Origin of the sequence: Dactylosporangium cerinum, from assembly GCF_042653625.1 — a bacterium.
Classification (GTDB): domain Bacteria; phylum Actinomycetota; class Actinomycetes; order Mycobacteriales; family Micromonosporaceae; genus Dactylosporangium; species Dactylosporangium cerinum.
This window is the reverse complement of record NZ_JBHSIU010000058.1, coordinates 1-16274: the sequence shown is the minus strand read 5'-3', so window position 1 is coordinate 16274 and position 16274 is coordinate 1. Positions and strand designations below refer to the sequence as shown.

Annotated in this window: 16 protein-coding genes and 2 pseudogenes; 10 read left to right on the top strand and 8 right to left on the bottom strand. The window is 69.9% G+C overall.

The features are described from left to right. Position 1 precedes the first annotated feature (1 nt). Entirely contained in the window at positions 2-406 is a 405-nt protein-coding gene (locus tag ACFPIJ_RS41080; protein WP_380123869.1) for an integrase core domain-containing protein, read from the top strand. 95 nt (positions 407-501) lie between these two features. Here the strand turns inward: ACFPIJ_RS41080 and ACFPIJ_RS41075 are convergent. Continuing rightward, a pseudogene (locus tag ACFPIJ_RS41075) lies at positions 502-783 on the bottom strand (metallophosphoesterase family protein); the annotation flags it as partial. A gap of 282 nt (positions 784-1065) precedes the next feature. Here ACFPIJ_RS41075 and ACFPIJ_RS41070 point away from each other — a divergent pair. Further along, positions 1066-2337, top strand: coding sequence for an SGNH/GDSL hydrolase family protein (locus tag ACFPIJ_RS41070; RefSeq protein ID WP_380123867.1), 1272 nt, complete (start codon positions 1066-1068; stop codon positions 2335-2337). 24 nt (positions 2338-2361) lie between these two features. Then, complete coding sequence (locus ACFPIJ_RS41065; RefSeq protein WP_380123865.1) at positions 2362-2712, top strand: DUF1801 domain-containing protein; 351 nt, start codon at positions 2362-2364, stop codon at positions 2710-2712. A 65-nt stretch (positions 2713-2777) separates the two neighbouring features. On the opposite strand, the gene ACFPIJ_RS41060 is transcribed toward ACFPIJ_RS41065, so the two are convergent. After that, positions 2778-6035 carry an AfsR/SARP family transcriptional regulator gene (locus ACFPIJ_RS41060; RefSeq protein ID WP_380123863.1) on the bottom strand — a complete coding sequence of 1086 codons (3258 nt, stop codon included), beginning with the start codon at positions 6033-6035 and terminating at the stop codon, positions 2778-2780. Between the two features lie 257 nt (positions 6036-6292). Here ACFPIJ_RS41060 and ACFPIJ_RS41055 point away from each other — a divergent pair. The 6 genes and pseudogenes from ACFPIJ_RS41055 to ACFPIJ_RS41030 all read left to right on the top strand — a co-directional run. After that, positions 6293-6712, top strand: a pseudogene (locus ACFPIJ_RS41055) (NADPH-dependent FMN reductase); the annotation flags it as partial. A 163-nt stretch (positions 6713-6875) separates the two neighbouring features. After that, positions 6876-8312: an MFS transporter gene (locus ACFPIJ_RS41050; RefSeq protein ID WP_380123861.1), complete on the top strand. Its 1437-nt coding sequence runs from the start codon at positions 6876-6878 to the stop codon at positions 8310-8312. A 120-nt stretch (positions 8313-8432) separates the two neighbouring features. Then, the gene (locus tag ACFPIJ_RS41045; RefSeq protein ID WP_380123859.1) at positions 8433-9572 is read left to right on the top strand and encodes a serine hydrolase domain-containing protein; all 1140 of its coding nucleotides are present in this window, start codon (positions 8433-8435) and stop codon (positions 9570-9572) included. Positions 9573-9688: 116 nt separating this feature from the next. Continuing rightward, complete coding sequence (locus ACFPIJ_RS41040) at positions 9689-11434, top strand: AfsR/SARP family transcriptional regulator (RefSeq protein ID WP_380123857.1); 1746 nt, start codon at positions 9689-9691, stop codon at positions 11432-11434. 4 nt (positions 11435-11438) lie between these two features. After that, on the top strand, positions 11439-11606 hold the full coding sequence (locus ACFPIJ_RS41035) for a hypothetical protein (RefSeq protein WP_380123855.1): 168 nt from the start codon (positions 11439-11441) through the stop codon (positions 11604-11606). A gap of 37 nt (positions 11607-11643) precedes the next feature. Beyond that, on the top strand, positions 11644-12069 hold the full coding sequence (locus ACFPIJ_RS41030; RefSeq protein WP_380123853.1) for a VOC family protein: 426 nt from the start codon (positions 11644-11646) through the stop codon (positions 12067-12069). A 140-nt stretch (positions 12070-12209) separates the two neighbouring features. On the opposite strand, the gene ACFPIJ_RS41025 is transcribed toward ACFPIJ_RS41030, so the two are convergent. From ACFPIJ_RS41025 to ACFPIJ_RS41010, 4 genes are read right to left on the bottom strand one after another with little or no spacing between them, the layout of a single operon-like run. Next, positions 12210-12671, bottom strand: a complete 462-nt coding sequence (locus tag ACFPIJ_RS41025) for a MarR family winged helix-turn-helix transcriptional regulator (RefSeq protein ID WP_380123852.1) — start codon at positions 12669-12671, stop codon at positions 12210-12212. A gap of 25 nt (positions 12672-12696) precedes the next feature. Beyond that, the gene (locus ACFPIJ_RS41020) at positions 12697-13767 is read right to left on the bottom strand and encodes an ISAzo13 family transposase (protein ID WP_380123873.1); all 1071 of its coding nucleotides are present in this window, start codon (positions 13765-13767) and stop codon (positions 12697-12699) included. Next, on the bottom strand, positions 13689-14006 hold the full coding sequence (locus ACFPIJ_RS41015) for a hypothetical protein (RefSeq protein WP_380123849.1): 318 nt from the start codon (positions 14004-14006) through the stop codon (positions 13689-13691). The genes ACFPIJ_RS41020 and ACFPIJ_RS41015 overlap by 79 nt, the downstream gene beginning before the upstream one ends. A 33-nt stretch (positions 14007-14039) precedes the next feature. After that, positions 14040-14354: a transposase gene (locus tag ACFPIJ_RS41010; protein ID WP_380123847.1), complete on the bottom strand. Its 315-nt coding sequence runs from the start codon at positions 14352-14354 to the stop codon at positions 14040-14042. Between the two features lie 144 nt (positions 14355-14498). On the opposite strand from ACFPIJ_RS41010, the gene ACFPIJ_RS41005 reads away from it, so the two are divergent. Beyond that, a complete protein-coding gene (locus tag ACFPIJ_RS41005; protein WP_380123844.1) occupies positions 14499-15350 on the top strand; it encodes a tetratricopeptide repeat protein in 852 nt (283 codons plus the stop codon). Positions 15351-15501: 151 nt separating this feature from the next. Here ACFPIJ_RS41005 and ACFPIJ_RS41000 read toward each other — a convergent pair whose 3' ends face one another. Continuing rightward, on the bottom strand, positions 15502-15654 hold the full coding sequence (locus ACFPIJ_RS41000) for an Lsr2 family DNA-binding protein (protein WP_380123871.1): 153 nt from the start codon (positions 15652-15654) through the stop codon (positions 15502-15504). 11 nt (positions 15655-15665) lie between these two features. Further along, on the bottom strand, positions 15666-16274 hold a 609-nt coding region (locus ACFPIJ_RS40995), incomplete at its 5' end, for an IS6 family transposase (protein ID WP_380123842.1).

Below are 16274 nucleotides of genomic sequence, written 5' to 3'. Positions count from 1 at the left end.
CATGGATCTCGAGGACACCGGATGCCGGGCGCGGTTGCTGATCCGCGACCGGGACGGCAAGTTCCCGAAACTGGTCGACGCGATCCTCGCCGATGCGGGCACTACCGTGGTGCTCAGCGGTGTCCGGACGCCGAGAATGAACTCAATCATGGAACGGTGGGTGCAGACCTGCCGCCGTGAACTGCTGGACCGGACTCTCATCTGGAACCAGCGACATCTATTGCACGCCCTGCGCGAGTTCGAGGTGCACTACAACGGCCACCGCCCGCACCAAGGCATCGCGAACGCGCGACCGTCGCGTCCATTGCCGCCGCCGATCGCCGACCCGGACAAGATCCGCCACCTCGACATCCGAAGACACGACCGCCTCGGCGGCATCCTCCACGAGTACCAACACGCCGCATGAACTGCACGGACAAGGTTTTCGGCAAGCGCAACGTCCACGGCATCAGCCGGGTGTTGCGCCAGCATCCATTCGTCGCGGGGCGTCTCAGCGGCACGACCGGCTCGGGCCAGCTCGACCACCGCTCGGTCGGCATTGCCCCGGACGGCCACCGCCCGGTCCCCGAGCCGCCGCACGAGTTGAAGGGTGCGTTGTGGCTCCGGGCCCCAGGTGAGGTCGCCACAGAAGACGATCAGATCGGCCGCGACCACGGCCGGCTCGCTCAGCACGGCCGCCAGCGCGGGAACGTTCCCGTGCACGTCGGTAAGGACCGCCACGTGCCGCACCGGTCCGTACCGGCGCGTGGATCCTTCGCCGTCAGCCGGCCCGTGCAGCACCATTTCCACCGCCTGATCCGTTCCGGGGTCCCGCCGGGTGGCGGACCCGGGTCACTGACGACGGGAAGAACGGGGAACTCCGCGCAGCGACCCGGGCACCCGCGTCACGATGCCAGCCGCCGATACACATCCGGTACATCCGTGGTACGCCCCGGCCAGAGCGCCGCGGTGCGCAGACGACGGTAAACAAACCGTAAGGGCGAGGTCGCAGAGTTCTGTCCAGCCACCGGCACCAGTCCGGCGGCCGGCCCGTTCCAGTCCGACATTGCCGCGAAAGGTCGTCCGATGAGTTTTCCATGGAAGCGCACCACCATCGTGGGAGCGGCGATTGCTTTGGTCGCCGCGGCCGCACCGGCCGCGTCCGCCGCCACACCGGACCACCGCCCGGCAGCCACCGCGTGGCAGGGCGCGTGGGCGGCCGCCCAGCACCACCCCCTGTCGGACGGCGGCAGCGGACCCGGCTGGTTCCTGGACGGCTTCGCCAACCAGTCGGTGCGGCAGGTGGTCCGGGTCAGCACCGGCGGCTCGCGGGTGCGGATCCGGCTGTCCAACCGGTTCGGCGTCGAACCGCTGCACGTGGCCGGGGCGACGATCGCCAAGGCCGGCTCCGGGGCGAAGCTGAAACCCGGCACCTTGCGCGCACTGACGTTCGGCCGCCGGCTCTCGGCCACGATCGCGCCGGGTAGGGAGCTGACGTCGGACGCGGCCGGCCTGCCGGTCTCTGCGCTGGATTCGCTCAGCGTCACGCTGTACTTCACCAAGCCGACCGGGCCGGCGACGTTCCACGACCTGGGATTGACCACCGCGTACCGGGCGTCCGGCGACCACCGGTTCGACCCGTCCGGCACCGCCTTCGCCGGCGACACCAGCAACTCCCGGTACTACCTGGCCGGCATCGACGTCGACGGGCAGCGCACCGCCCGCGGCACGGTTGTGGCGTTCGGTGACTCCATCACCGATGGCTACGGCACCGCGACGAACACCGACAACCGCTACCCTGACGAGCTGGCCGAACGACTGGTCTCCGCCGGCAAGCGGTTCGGTGTGGTCAACGAAGGAGTCAACGGCAACAAGCTCCTCGGCGACTCGACCTGCTATGGCGAAAAGGGGGTCACGCGCTTCCACCGCGACGTTGTCGCCCAGCCCGGCGTACGCACGGCGATCGTGTTGCTCGGCACCAACGACATCGGCGGTGGCGGCTATCCGGACTTCGGCTGCGGCGCCTCCGCGGTGGTCACCGACCGGCAGCTCATCAACGGCTTCCGGGCATTGATCCGGACCGCGCACGCCCACGGCATCAAGATCATCGGCGCTACGCTCCCACCTATGAAGGGCGCCGCCGGCTACGACACCCCGCGCAATCAGGACGTCCGCGCCGCCGTGAACCGGTGGATCCGGACCAGCGGCGAGTACGACGCCGTGGTGGACGTCGCCGCTGTCCTCACCGACCCCGCCACCCAGGTGCTGCGCGCGGAGTACAACTCCGGCGACCAGCTGCACCCCAACGACGCCGGGGCGCGGGCGATCGCCGCGGCCATCGACCTCGCCACCCTCTAACCGACATTCGGAAAGGGACCTCTGATGACTGGCCAAGACGTCACCGATTACGTGCAGAACCGGCTCTCACCCGACCACCGGGACATCGTGCTTGTCCTGCGGGAACTCGTCACCGAGGTCGCGCCGACCACCAGCGAGGTGATCAGCCGCGGGTCGCTCGCGTGGCAGGGGAACCAGATCCTCGCGATCATCAGCCAGAGCAGGACCCACCTCACGCTCGCCTTCGCCCGGGGAGCGGAGTTCACCGACGAGCACGGCCTGCTCGACGGCATCGGCAAGAACACCCGGCACATCAAGATCAAAAGCTTGGAGACGGTACCCCGGGCTGCGGTACGCGACTATCTGAAGCAGGCCGTGGCGCTCGACCGGACATAACGTCCGATCGGATCCACCCTGCCGGGCCGCCCGGCAGGGTGGATCTGCTTTCGTCAGCCTTTTCGTCAGCCGGCGCAGGTCTGCTGGACGGCATCCTCGAGCTGCAGCTTCCGGCCCTGGTCGTGGGCGGCGTCGAAGATGTCGTCACCGAGCGCGGCCCGGGTGGCAACGGTCGTCCGGCAGACGTCGCTCTTGTCGGCCGGCGTGAGCGGCGTCTGGAGCGACTCCCGTGCTGCTGCCGCCGCTCCGAGCAGTTGAGCGGCCTGCTGGTGGCAGCCGCCGAGCGCCGACGCAGCCGCGAGGCCACCGACGGCCTGCACCATGTCGCGGACCGCGCCCAGTTGCTGCGCGATGGCGAACGCCCGCAGGTGCCGTGCTCTCGCCGCCTCCGCATTGCCGCGCAGCACCTCGAGGTATCCGAGTTCGACGAGGACGCTCGGGGTGTGCAACGGCTGGCCCCGCTCGGCGTCCCGGCTCTCGGCCGCCTCCAGCAGGCAGGTGAGGTGCTCCTCCGCGATGTCAAGCTTGCCGTCCCGGCGGGCGGCGAAGGCCAGGCCCATCTGCGCGAAGATGACCCCGAGCGGGGAACCCTGCTCCTCCGCGAGCCGCAGCCCCAGCCCACAGTGCTCGCGCGCGGCCGAATAGTCGCCGCGCTGCATCAGGCTCCAGCCCAGCCAGGACAGCCGCCCCGCGACGTCGGGCCAGAGACCGAGCTCCTCGGCCATGCGCAGCCCGTCGCGGTGCACGGCGATCGCCCGCTCGAAGTCTCCGGTCATGTCCGCGTGGGCGGCGAGCCATTCGTTGGCCTGCAGCAGGCCCCACCGGTCGCCGAGCCGGCGGAACATCGCCACGCTGCGCGTGGCGTCGTCCTCGAGCGCGGCGGCATCGCCTTTCACATATGCGTGTTTGGCCCGGATGCTGAGTGCGGCGGCGACGCCCCATTCATCGCCGACGCCGCGAAACGCGTCCAGGGCACGGTTGATCAAGATCTCCGTCGCGGCCACGTCGCCGAGATCGATCTCCGCGTACGCCAGGAACCATTCGGCCCTGGCCTGCGCACGCGCGTCCTCCACGTCCGCATACAGACCCAGCGCGGCCTCGTGGCGCGCGGGCCAGTCGGCGATGTCACCCAGCAGGAACGAGATGCCGGCATGCCAGCCGGTCGCCTTGGCGCGGCCGGCCGGCGAGGCCTCGCCCGAGGTGCTCAGCGCGGCCTGCAACGAACGTTTGGCCTCGGCCAACCGGCCACGCAGGAACCAGTACCAGCTCAGCGAATTGACCAGCCGCAGCGCCAGATCGGCCGCACCCTGCCGCATCGCGTTCTCCAGCGCGGTGCGCATGTTGGCGGCCTCGGCGTCGAGTCGCTGCAACCATCGCTGTTGCCCGGGTCCGTACAGGTGCGGCTCGGCCCGCTCGGCCAGGCCGGCGTAATAGTGGTAGTGCAGCCGGCGGACCTCGAGGAGTTCGCCCGCCTCGTGCATCCGTTCGACGCAGTAGGCGGCCACCGATTCCAGCAGCCGGTACTGCGGGCCGTCGTCGTCGCGTTCGGACATGACCACCAGCGAGCGGTCGACCAGGCGCGCGAGGATGTCGAGCACCTCCTCGGGCGGCACGCCGTTCGCCGCGCACACCGCCTCGGCGGCCTCCTGGGTGCAGCCGTCGGCATGGACCGCCAGCCGCCGCAGCACCACACGCTCCGCCGCGGTCAGCAGCTGCCAGCTCCAGTCGATCATCGCCATCAGGGTCTGCTGGCGTGGCGGTGCGCCCCGATGCCCGGTTGCCAGCAGGCGGAAGCGGTCGTCGAGCCCGGCGATCAGGCCGCGCATCCCCAGCGCCCGTACGCGCGTGGCGGCCAGTTCCAGCGCCAGCGGAATCCCGTCCAGCCGCCGGCACAGCACCGCGACGGCGTCGGCGTTGCCCGCGTTCAGCGTGAAGGTGTGCGCCGCCGCGGCTGCCCGGGCCACGAACAGCCGCACCGCGCTTGACCTCTCCAGCACCGCCAGGTCGATCTTGCCGGCCGGTCCCGGCACCTCCAGCGGCGGCACGGGCCAGACCACCTCGCCGGCCAGGCCGAGCGGTTCCCGGCTGGTGGTCAGGACACGCAGCCCGGGTACGGCGTGGAGCAGGAAACTGGTGAGTTCGGCAACCTGCTCGATCACGTGTTCGCAGTTGTCCAGCACCAGCAGCACGTGCCGGGTGCGCAGACCACCGGCCAGCCGGTCGCGCGACGTCCATGGTTCGCCCATCGCGGCGCTGTCCCGGATGCCCAGCACCGTCATCACCATCTCGGCGAGGGAGTCCATCGCGTCCGGTGTGCCGGGCCGGTCGAATGCGGCCAGCTCGATGAGCCACACGCCGTCGGTGAACGTTTCGATCAGCGGCGTGGCGGCCTCCACCGCCAGCCGCGTCTTGCCCACTCCCCCGCTGCCGGTGAGCGTCACCAGCCGGCGCTGCTCCAGCAGCGCACGGATCTCGGTGACCGCCTCGTCGCGTCCGATCAGCTCGGTCACCGCGGCGGGCAGGTTCGTCGCGGGCCGGTCGGCAGCCGCGAGCAGCTCCGACGGCGACGGCGCGTTCAGTCGTGGGTCCTGACTCAGCATCGCCACATGCAGGTCGGTCAGCTCGGCGCCCGGATCCAGGCCGAGTTCGTCGGCCAGGTGGACGCGGATCGCCTCGTAGCTGCTCAACGCCTCGGTCTGCCGCCCGGACCGGTAGAGCGCGAGCATGTGCAGCGCCCGGGGCCGCTCCCGCAGCGGGTACTGCACCAGCAGATCGGTGAGCTCGCCGGCGAGCGCGGCATGCTCGCCGAGCGCGAGCCGGGCCTCGGCCAGATCCTCGATCGCCGTGAGCCGCTGCTCCTCCAAGCGGGTGATCGTGGCCCGGGTGAAATCCTCGTCGCTGAAGTCGGCGAAGGCCGGTCCCCGCCACAGGGCCAGCGCGTCGGACAGCAGCGCCGCCCTCGACCGGGGATCCTCCGTCTGGCGGGCCCGGGCGGTCAGGGCCTGAAACCGCTGTGCGTCCACCGAATCGGCGTCGGCGTGCAGCCGGTAGCCCGGGGGTGGCGATACGACCAGCCGCCGGCCGCCGGGCTCGGCGTCCTCCAGCGCCCGCCGCAACTGCGACACCTTCACCGACAGCGCACCGGACGGATTGCCCGGCGGATCGTCGCCCCACAGGCGTTCGATCAACTGATCAGCCGACGCCGGGCGCCCCTCATTGATCAGCAGCGCGGCCAGCAGGGCGCGGACCTTCAGGCCGGGGATCGTGACCGGCCGGCCGTCAGAGGTCCACGCCGCCACCGCACCCAGCACCCCGAAACGCATGACCGCCACCATACGACCTGGTCACGACAATCGCGGGGGCCGGCCGCGGCGGCGGCGGCGAAACCGCCGGCAGGACCGTAAGAAAGCCGTAAATGCCTGCCCGCACAGTGAACAAAAGCACGTCGGCCAGATGCCCCGAGGGAGACGGAGATGTCAGATAGCGCCCCGCTGCGGCTGGCGGTCATCATCGGCAGCACCCGCAACGGTTCGGGCCGACCGCGGCCAGTTGGTTCACCGGTCACGCCCGCAAGCGGCGGGACCTGGATCTCGACCTCATCGACCTGGCGGAGATCCGGCTTCCGGACACCCTCCGCAACCACGACGAGGCCGTACCGGACCAGGTCCAGGCGTTGGGGCCGCGGCTGACCGCGGCGGACGCCTTCGTGGTGGTCACCCCCGAGTACAACCGGAGCTTCCCCGCCCCGCTCAAGACCGCCATCGACTGGTTCTACGAGGAGTGGCACGCCAAGCCGGTGACCTTCGTCTCCTACGGCCGGGAGTCCGGCGGCCTACACGCCACGGCGCAACTGCGGCAGGTATTCAATGAGCTGCAAACCGTCACCATGCGCAACACCGTGAGCCTCCCTGCTATTGGGAGCTGTTCGCCGCCGACGGCACGTGGCCCAAGTCCACCGCGAGCTGCAACACCACGGTCAAGACCATGCTCGACGAGCTGATCTGGTGGGCGTACGTACTCCGCGAGGCGCGCGCCAAACGTCCGTACTCCCCGGGATCCTCAGGGTTTGCCCTCCCCGGCCGACCGTTGACACGATCGGCAATTCCCCTTACCTTCCTAAGAAGCTTAGTTTTCTAAACTAATCTTCCGACGTGAGGTGTCCGATGAATCCCAGACGCTGGCCGGCGCTGGCCGTCATGCTGATCGCCGCGTACATGGATCTGCTCGACACCACGATCGTCACCGTCGCGCTCCCGTCCATCCAGCGCGACCTCGGCGCGAGCGACGCCGCCCTGCAATGGATCGCCGCCGGTTACACGCTCGCGTTCGCCCTCGCCCTGATCACCGGTGGCCGGCTCGGCGACATGTACGGCCGCAAGCGCCTGTTCCTCATCGGCGTCGCCGGATTCACCGTCGCATCGGCGCTGTCCGGGCTCGCCTCCGGGCCGGGCATGCTCATCGCCGCCCGGATCGGGCAGGGCGCGGCGGCGGCGATCATGATCCCCCAGTTGCTCACCGTCGTCCAGGTCGGCTTCCGCGAGGACGAGCGGCCCAAGGCGTTCGGTCTCTACGGCATGGTTCTCGCGCTCGGCGGGGTCAGCGGCCCGCTGCTGGGCGGATACCTCACCGAGGCCGACCTGTTCGGCTGGGAATGGCGGACGATCTTCCTGATCAACATTCCGGTAGGCGTCATCGCCTTCGCCGGGTCCGCGTTGCTGATGACCGAATCCCGGGCGCAGCAACGGCTGCGGCTCGACCCGGCCGGCATGCTGCTGGTCACCATCGCATTGCTCGCCCTGGTCTATCCGCTCATCCAGGGCCGCGAACTCGGCTGGCCGACCTGGACGTTCGTCGCGATGGGAGCGGCCGTCCCGATCCTGGCGATCTTCTGGGCGCACGAGCGGCGCAGGAGCCGGGTCGACGGTTCCGCATTGATCGATCCCGCCCTGTTCCACGAGCGTTCGGTGATCGCGGGGCTGCTGGTGGCGTTCGTCTTCTTCGCCTCCACCAGCTACTTCTTCGTCCTGACCCTGCATCTGCAGGTCGGGCTGCACTTCAGCGCCCTCGAGACCGGTCTGTCCTTCCTGCCGTTCGCGGGCGGCGTCATCATCGGCTCCGGCGCCGCCGGGCAGATCGTGCCCAGAATCGGCCGTGCGGTGGTCACCGTCGGCGCCCTGGTGGAGGCGGCCAGCATCATCACGATGATCGTCGTGGTGAGCAGGTACGGCGACGCGTTGAGTGCGTGGCAGCTCGCCCCCGGTCTCGTCGGCGCCGGTCTCGGGCTCGCCCTGGTGTCGGCCACCCTGGTGACCATCACCCTGTCCGGTGTGCCGGGCAATCACGCCGGATCGGCGTCCGGGCTGGTCAACACGACCCTGCAACTCGGCTCCGCCGTCGGCATCGCCGTCATCGGGGTCATCTTCTTCGCCGCCCTGCCCACCGGGCACCCGCTGCAACCGGGCGATTTCGTCGAGGCCAGCCGCCAGAGCCTCCATCTGGCCGCCGGCCTGGCCGCACTCGCGTGCCCGCTCAGCCTCCTGCTGCCCGCCACCCGGCCCACACGAGGCGCCGAGACGGTGCGCGAAACCGTCGCCCGATGACCACGTCCGCGCGACGGGCGGGAACGGCCGACCGTAAGGAAACGGTAAACGCCGGACCGCATGGTGATCTCACGGCCCGCCAAGCGTCGTACCCCATCCATCAGGAAAGCGGAGACAATCGTGACTGACATTCAGCAGCAGGTACAGGAAGCGATCGACGAGCTGGTCGAGTCCGGGGCCGAGCGGGGCGTGCAGGTCGCCGTGTACCGGCACGGATCCCCGCTGGTCGATGCCGTCGCCGGGGTCGCCGACGCGACGACCGGTCGCCCGGTCACCTCGGACACCCCGTTCCACGTGACCTCGACCGGCAAGGGACTGACCTCCACGGTGGCGCACCGCCTCGTGGAGCAGGGCGTGCTCGCCTACGACACCCCGATCGTGGAGCTGTGGCCGGAATTCGGCGCGCACGGCAAACAGCACGCGACCGTGCAGCACGCGCTGACCCACTCGGTCGGCGTGCCCGCGGTGCCGGTCGGCACCACCCCCGAGGACCTGTGCGACTGGGAGAAGATGTGCACCGTGATCGCCGGCGCGGTGCCGTGGTGGGAGCCGGGCACGAAGACCGGCTACCACGCCCAGACCTTCGGCTACATCGTCGGCGAGATCGTGCGCCGGGCCACCGGACATCGGATCTCCCAGGTCATGCGCGAGCAGGTGGCCCAGCCGCTGGGCCTGGCCGACGAGTTGTTCCTCGGGGTGCCGGCGTCCGCACTGAACCGGGTGGCGTACCACGAGGAACCGGAGGGTGGCATGGAGTTCACCCCCGGGATGCTGGCCGCGATGGCCGAGCAGGTGCCGTTTTTCCGGGTGGTGGACGGCTGGACCGCGGCCCCGCCCGCGGCGCTGCCGACCGCCGCCTACTGCAACCGCACGGACGTGCTCTCCGCGGACATCCCCGCCGGTGGCGTCATGTCCGCCCGGGCGATCGCCCGGGTGTACGCCGCGCTGCTGGACGAGGTGGACGGCGTACGGCTCATCTCACCCGAGCGGCTGCGCACCGTCACCACCGTGACCGCCTCCGGTGTCGACGAGACCACCGGGTTCCCGACCACCCGGGGCCTCGGCTACGACATCGGCTTCCCCGGGCCGCTGGACAGTCCCACCCTGTTCGGGGTCGCCGGCAGCGGTGGCACGGCCGCCTACGCGGACACCGCCACCGGGACCGTCATCGCGGTCGCCAAGAACCGGGTCACGGCCGGCGACTACAGCACCTTCCACCGCGTCGGCGAGATCGTCACCAAGGCCCTCGGCGAAGGCTGATCGCCCCGGACGGCCACCGGCCCCGCCCGCCTGCACCTGCACGCCAACCGGCCGGTGGTGCAGGCGGGCCACGAGCCCGCCCGCGCCACAGTGATCCGCACACCACGGGAGCAACGATGCAGTTCCGCTTGCTTGGCCCGCTGTCGGTGACGGCCGCCACGGGAGAGCAGATCGAGGTCAGCCGCCCGAAGACCCGGCTGCTCCTCGCCGTCTTGCTGACCCAGGCGAATTCGGTCGTGTCCGCGGACCTGCTGGTGGACAGCCTCTGGGGGCCCCGGCCGGTCCGGTCGGCGCGGGCGAACCTCAAGTCCTACGTGCTGGCCCTGCGCCGGACGCTGTCCCCGCTCAACCCGGCGCTGGCTCCGGTCAACACCGCCTCGAACGGCTATTGGATCGAGGTGCCGCCCGAGGGCCTGGATCTGCTCACCTTCGAGCGGCTCGTCGACGATGCCGGCCAGGCCCGCCGCCGGGGTCACCGCGAGCTCGCGTCGGCGCACCTCGAGACGGCGCTGGCGCTGTGGCGGGGGGAGGCCCTGGAAGGCATTCCCCTCACGACGGACAGGCTCGCCGCCACCGCGCGCCGGTTCGAGGATCGCCGGCTGACCGCCGTGGAACACCTGATCGACGCCCGCATCGAGAGCGGGCGGCACGCCGAGACGATCGGCGAACTCCAGACCTGGATCGCCACGCACCCGCTTCGGGAACGCCTGTGGGAACAGCTGATGCTGGCGATGTACCGCGACGGCCGCCAGGCTGACGCGCTGGCCGCATACCAACGGCTGCGGGAGCGCCTCATCGAGGACGTCGGCGTGGAACCGAGCCCGAGCGTGCGGGCCCTGCAGAGCCGGATCCTCGCCGCCGACCCGGCCCTGGCCACGCCCCACCGCGACGCCCCCGACCCGGTCTCGCTCAGCGCCGGCCACAAGCCGCGGCAGCTTCCGCTGGACGTGGCGACCTTCGTCGGCCGCGACGACGAACTCACCCGGGCGCGACCGCTTCTCGACCCGCAGGGCGATTACCGCCCGCAACCTGTCCTGGTGATCCACGGGGCGCCCGGCGTCGGCAAGGCGGCGTTCGCGGTACGCCTGGCCAACCTCTCGTCCGCGAGTTTCCCCGACGGGCAGCTCTATGTGAACCTGCACGGCGCCACGCCCGGGGTGGCGCCAGTGCCCGCCTCGGAGGCGCTCGGCCGCTGGCTCCGGACATTGGGGATCGCGGCGACGGATCTGCCGCACGACGTCGAAGAGCGCGCTGCCCTGTTCCGCAGCCTGGTCGCCGATCGCCGGATGCTCATCCTGCTGGACAATGCCGCGACCGCCGACTCGGTACGGCCGTTGCTGCCCGGCAGTCCGGGCACCGCGGTGGTCATCACCAGCCGGGCCGGGCTGGCCATCCTGGACGGCTCCCTCGACATGCACCTCGGACCGCTGAGCCCGCAGGCGTCCCGGGCGATGCTCGACAAGCTGATCGGACCGGCACGGACAACCCGCGAGCCGGAGGCGACCCAGCGTCTCGCCGCGCTCTGCGACTTCCTGCCGCTGGCCCTGCACCTGGCCGCGGCTCGCCTGAAAGCACGGCCGAGTTGGACGGTCAGCCACCTGGTGAGCCGGCTGCTGGACGAACGGCATCGCCTCGTTGAGCTGGCGACCGGCGATGTCGGGGTGCGATGCAGCCTCAGCGTCGGCTGTACCGCCCTGCGGGACAGCGCCGATCCCGACGATCGGGCCGCGGCGCAGGCGTTCTGCCTCCTCGGCGCGTTACGCGTGACCCATTTCCACCTCGAGCTCGGCGAACACCGCGAGGCGCTCCAGGTGCTGCCGGACAGCCTCGATCGCGCGCAGGACCCGCCACCACCTCGGTGAGGCCGTGGTCCTGACCAACCTGGCCCGCCCCTGGCACCTGCTGGGATCTGCCGGCGAGGCAGTGGACTGCGCCGACGCCGCCGTCAGCCTGACGAACGCCTCCGGTGACACCGGCGCACGGACCGCCGCGCACGCGGTGCTCGCCCAGGTGCTCGCCGCCGCACCCCGTTGACCGGACTGCCGGACAATCATGATCAAGGAGAAACCCGATGAGACAGCAGTTGAGCGTGATCACCCTGGGCGTTGCCGACGTCCGGCGAGCCACCGCCTTCTATGAGTCCCTTGGCTGGCACGTGGACTCCGGCATCGATGACGACACCGATCAGATCACCTTCTTCCAGGCCGGCGGGGTGATCGTCTCGCTGTGGGATCGCGGCAAGCTGGCGGACGACGGCGCCGTCGTCGACGGCGGCGGCTGGGGCGGGGTGACTCTCGGGCACAACGTCGGCTCGCCACAGGAGGTGGATGAGATCATCGCCGCCGCGAAGGTGGCCGGCGCGACCATCACCCGAGCCGGCACGAAGATGTTCTGGGGCGGATATTCCGGCGTCTTCGCCGATCCCGACGGGCACACCTGGGAGGTGGCCCACAACCCGGCCTGGCGGCTCCACGACGATGGTTCGGTCACGCTCTGACACCTCGGCGGCATCACCGGCACCGCGGAGAGTTCCTCGACCTATGACGACTATCCGTCATGCCGCTCACCCGCCGCCGTCAAATACGGCCGGCCCCTGAGCCAGGGATAACCGGCGATGCGGTGTCCCGGCCGCCCGGTTCACGGGCGAAGGCGGGCGATCTCCTCGGCCGTCGTGGCACTGGCCTTGGCGAGGAAGTCCCCGATCGCCGCCAGCTCCTTGAGGTCGTACTGGGCCAGCAACCCGTCCACCCGGTCCTGCGCCGACGCCAGGTGGGCGAAGGCGTCGTTCTCCCGCGCCGGCACCAGGTGGACGATGACCCGGCGCCGGTCCATCGGATCGGGCTCGCGCCGCGCAAACCTGGCCCGCTCGAGCCGGTCGACGATGCCGGTGACCGCGCCGCTGGTCAGCCCGGTCAGCTCGGCCAGCCGGCCGGCGCTCATCGGTCCGTGCCGGTCGAGCAGGTCGACACACCGGGAGTCGGTCGCGCTCAGCCCGAGTCGCTCGGCCACCGCTTGGCTGTACAGCACCGCGTACGCGGTGAACGAGCGCAGCCCGTCGTGGACCTCTCGCAGAACCTCTGTTCTGGCTCGCCTCGCCACCGACCTCAACTCCTCAGTCCGCGCATCACTTTACCGCGCTAAGAATCTTCGCCGGCCGGCCCAGTCGTGCCGCCCTCTCGCATCCCGGGAAATTTCCTCCAAACCCGCCGGCGACAGCCAATGAAGGCAACAGGTATCGGAACGCCGAGGCAGGGAGACGACGATGGCGACACGGAAACGGGAAGGAATGCCCGGCCTGGCCGATCGGGTACGCCTCGCGTTGCCGCCGTCGCTCGGTCGCCGGATCCGGCTCTTCTTCCTGATCAACGCCCTGTTCGGGCTGGCGACCGCTGCGGTGCGGCTGGCCTCCGGCGTCGAAGCGCCGGTCGGGGCGCGGGCAGCGGCTGCCGTCGCCCTGATCTTCTTTGCTGGTGGATCCGCGGCAACCGGCGTGGCCGGTACCCGGCCCGGGCAGCGCGCTCTTGAACAGGTAGGAGTCGGCGGCGTTCGCGCCGCCGGCGTCGGCGGTGATGAGCAACTGGGCGGCGCCGTGGTGGTCCTGGCGGCCCTGCTGGTTCCACCAGCGGCGGATGGACTCCACCGCGAAGGCCGTGGTGTTGCGGTTGGTGCCCACGTTCACCCAGCCGGTGTCCCGGCCCAGGTCGTAGACGCCATAGGGGATCGCGATCGGTGTGTCGGGGGCGACGAAGTCATGGTCCGGCGCGGTGATCGGTGTCCGTGTTGGCCGGTAGCTGCGGCCCGCCCGGGCGAAGTCGCCGATCGGTTCCTTCTTCTTCGCGTCCACGCTCACCACCGGCAATTGCCGGGCAAGGAACCCCTCAACCATGGTGTTGATATGGCGGAACTGCTCGTCACGGCCGGGAACCTGGCTGCCAGCCCGGATCTTGGCCATTCCCTGCAGGCTGAAACCCATCGAGCGCAGCAGCCGTCCAACCGCTGGAGCGCTCACCGGATGGCCTGCCGCCGTCAGTTCCCGGGCCAGGTCCCGCAGCGAGGCCGTCGTCCACCGCAGTGGAGAGACCGGGTCGCCGATTTCCTGCGGTTCGATGAGGGCCTCTAACGCCGACACCAGGCTAGGGTCCCGTTCGGCGGCTGGTTTGCGTCCGCCGCCGCGACGACGCACCCGCCCGAGTATTGCGGCACCACGAGCAATTTCACACCGTCCACGCGCGACAGTCGACCGTGATACCCCGCCGCCGCCACCACCGCCGCGATCCCGCCATGCCCGAGTGTATCGGCCTCAACCGCCAGGTAAAGCCGCCGCTGCCGCTCGTCCAAGTGCGGCAGCATCGCTGCGAACTTCACACCCAGGGCCGCAACGACGGAGTCCGCGAGCACTGCGCAATCCCAGCACCACCCGACAAACTGGATCAAGACGGAACCGTGCAGTAGTTTCGTTACGGCTCCTCACCAGCGCGTCTCCCCGGCGAAATACCGGGCGGCCTTCCGCAGAATGTCCCGTTCTTCCTCCAGCTCACGGATCCGCCGGCGTAGCTCGGCGTTCTCTTTCTCGACCGGGCCGGCCGGCTGCGGCTTCACAGCCGACGATGCGGGGCCGGCCGAGCCGCCACGCCGCTGATCGTCGGCGCGGACCCAGCTGCGTAGCGTCTCTCGATTGACCCCGAGGTCATCAGCGATCTGCGCGATCGTGGCACCCGGCCGAGATCGGTACAACGCCACCGCGTCGGCCTTGAACTCAGCGGGATAGTGCTTGTTCGCCATCGTTTACCAGGACTCCTGATCTCCCCGGACCATCAGATCCAAGGTTCAAGTGTCCAAGATCAGGGGGCAACTCCCAGCCTGTGGGCAGCCCGCCACGGCTTCGACCGGCACGCCTGGCAACTGCCTCAGGTACTGCTGGAGACCTTGCAACGACGCGGCCACCCGGAAGGGGCCCTGCCGCTGCTGCAGTCAGCGATAGCCGCCGCCGAACGCGACAGCCACCAGATCGCACAAATCGGCACCCTGAACAACCTCGGTGTCATGCACCTGGCACTGCATCAGTACCCGAACGCCATCGCAAGTCTCGAACAGGCGCTCCAACTGGCCCACCGGATCAGCGACGCCGACAAGGAAACGATGTGCTTGCACAACCTGGCCACGGTCCACCTCAGCAACGGCGACGCCGAACTCGCCGCGCAACTCCACAGCACAGTCCTCGCCGCCTGCCAGGCCGCTGGAAACGCGATGGGCGAGGCATCCGCGCGGCACAAACTCGGCGACGACCTCCGCCAGATGGGCCGGTACGACGAAGCCGCGACCCCCTACACCACGGCGCTCAAGATTCGAGAACGAATGGGCTCATTGCGCGGCCAAGGCACGCTGCACGCCGCCCTCGCCGCGCTGCACCTCGGGACCGGCAACCCCGAACGCGCGCTCGGCCACGGCGAACGGGCATTGGACCTCCACGGCCAGGCCAGAGACGATCCAGGCCTGTGCGACGCGCTCGTCCTCACCGCAGACATCAGACGCACCCTGCGCGCTCCTCATGAAGCTATCCAGGACGCCGAGCGGGCGGCTTCCCTCAGTGTCGACCTGGGCGATTCCCGCCGCCATTGCCGCGCCCTCACGGCACTGGCAGACGCACTCGCCGCAGCCGGCGACCCCGCACGCGCCCACGCGACGTGCGCCCAGGCAATGGCACTCCTGGACGAGGTCGACGACCCACACCTGCACCCGGTCCACGACCGCCTGCACGCCATACAACGGTCACCGTGAACTACCGCGCACCCGCAACGCCGTGCCGGTGTGCCGCGCCTCACCGCATTTCGTCGTCCCACTACAGTGCGCCGTCGCCCGGACCTGGCCGGAAAACGGCGCTGAGGGCACCCCGTAACGGGATGCCCTCAGCGTGTGTCGTGACGAACCTTCAATGTCCTGCCTCGGCGTGGTACCGCTCGACGAGATCCGAACGGATCCGGCCGCGGTCGGACACCTCGATGCCCTTCGACAGGGCCCATTCACGGATGGCCCGGTTCGGCGCCGTTGCGTTATGGGATCGTTGGACGCGTTGAACCTTGATCGGGTCGGCGGTCAGATCGCTTGGGCGAGTTCGGTGAGCGCAGCGGCGACCCGCGTTGCCGACGGGGCATCGACGGCGAGTTCGTAGTGCCCGCGTCGAAGGTTCTGCATGAAGGCGTGTCCGGTGATGATCACCTGTGCGGTCTTGTCCGTTCGGAGCCCGCGCATCGGTCTCAGCCGGTGTTTGAGCTGGCCGTGGTCGGCCTCGATCGGATTGTTGGCGTACTGCTCGACGTGGTGCCACGCCTGCGGGATCAGCTCGTCGAGGACCGTGGGATAGACCGCGGCGGCGTCGGTGACCACCTCGCTGGGCTTGACCTTCAGCATGGACAGCGCACGGCGGAAGAACCTCCGCGCCGCGTCAGCGTCTCGGCGCACCGAAACGAGCACGTCAATGACCTGCCCGTACTGATCTACCGCCCGATACACATACCGCCAGACTCTGTTGACCTTGATGTACGTCTCGTCAACCAACCACCTGTCGCCGGGCGCATGGCGGGCGAACCGAGCCACGTCGGCCAGCAGCGGGGTGAACCGCTGCACCCACCGGAAGACGGTCACATGGTCGACCTCGACGCCACGTTCGACCAGCAGCTCCTCAACGTCCCGGTACGACAGATT

Excerpts from the sequence above, each read along its gene's own strand:
- ACFPIJ_RS41080 (WP_380123869.1), top strand. The coding sequence starts at position 2 with ATGGATCTCGAGGACACCGGATGCCGGGCGCGGTTGCTGATCCGCGAC.
- ACFPIJ_RS41070 (WP_380123867.1), top strand. The coding sequence starts at position 1,066 with ATGAGTTTTCCATGGAAGCGCACCACCATCGTGGGAGCGGCGATTGCT.
- ACFPIJ_RS41065 (WP_380123865.1), top strand. The coding sequence starts at position 2,362 with ATGACTGGCCAAGACGTCACCGATTACGTGCAGAACCGGCTCTCACCC.
- ACFPIJ_RS41060 (WP_380123863.1), bottom strand. The coding sequence starts at position 6,035 with ATGCGTTTCGGGGTGCTGGGTGCGGTGGCGGCGTGGACCTCTGACGGC.
- ACFPIJ_RS41050 (WP_380123861.1), top strand. The coding sequence starts at position 6,876 with ATGAATCCCAGACGCTGGCCGGCGCTGGCCGTCATGCTGATCGCCGCG.
- ACFPIJ_RS41040 (WP_380123857.1), top strand. The coding sequence starts at position 9,689 with ATGCAGTTCCGCTTGCTTGGCCCGCTGTCGGTGACGGCCGCCACGGGA.
- ACFPIJ_RS41030 (WP_380123853.1), top strand. The coding sequence starts at position 11,644 with ATGAGACAGCAGTTGAGCGTGATCACCCTGGGCGTTGCCGACGTCCGG.
- ACFPIJ_RS41010 (WP_380123847.1), bottom strand. The coding sequence starts at position 14,354 with ATGGCGAACAAGCACTATCCCGCTGAGTTCAAGGCCGACGCGGTGGCG.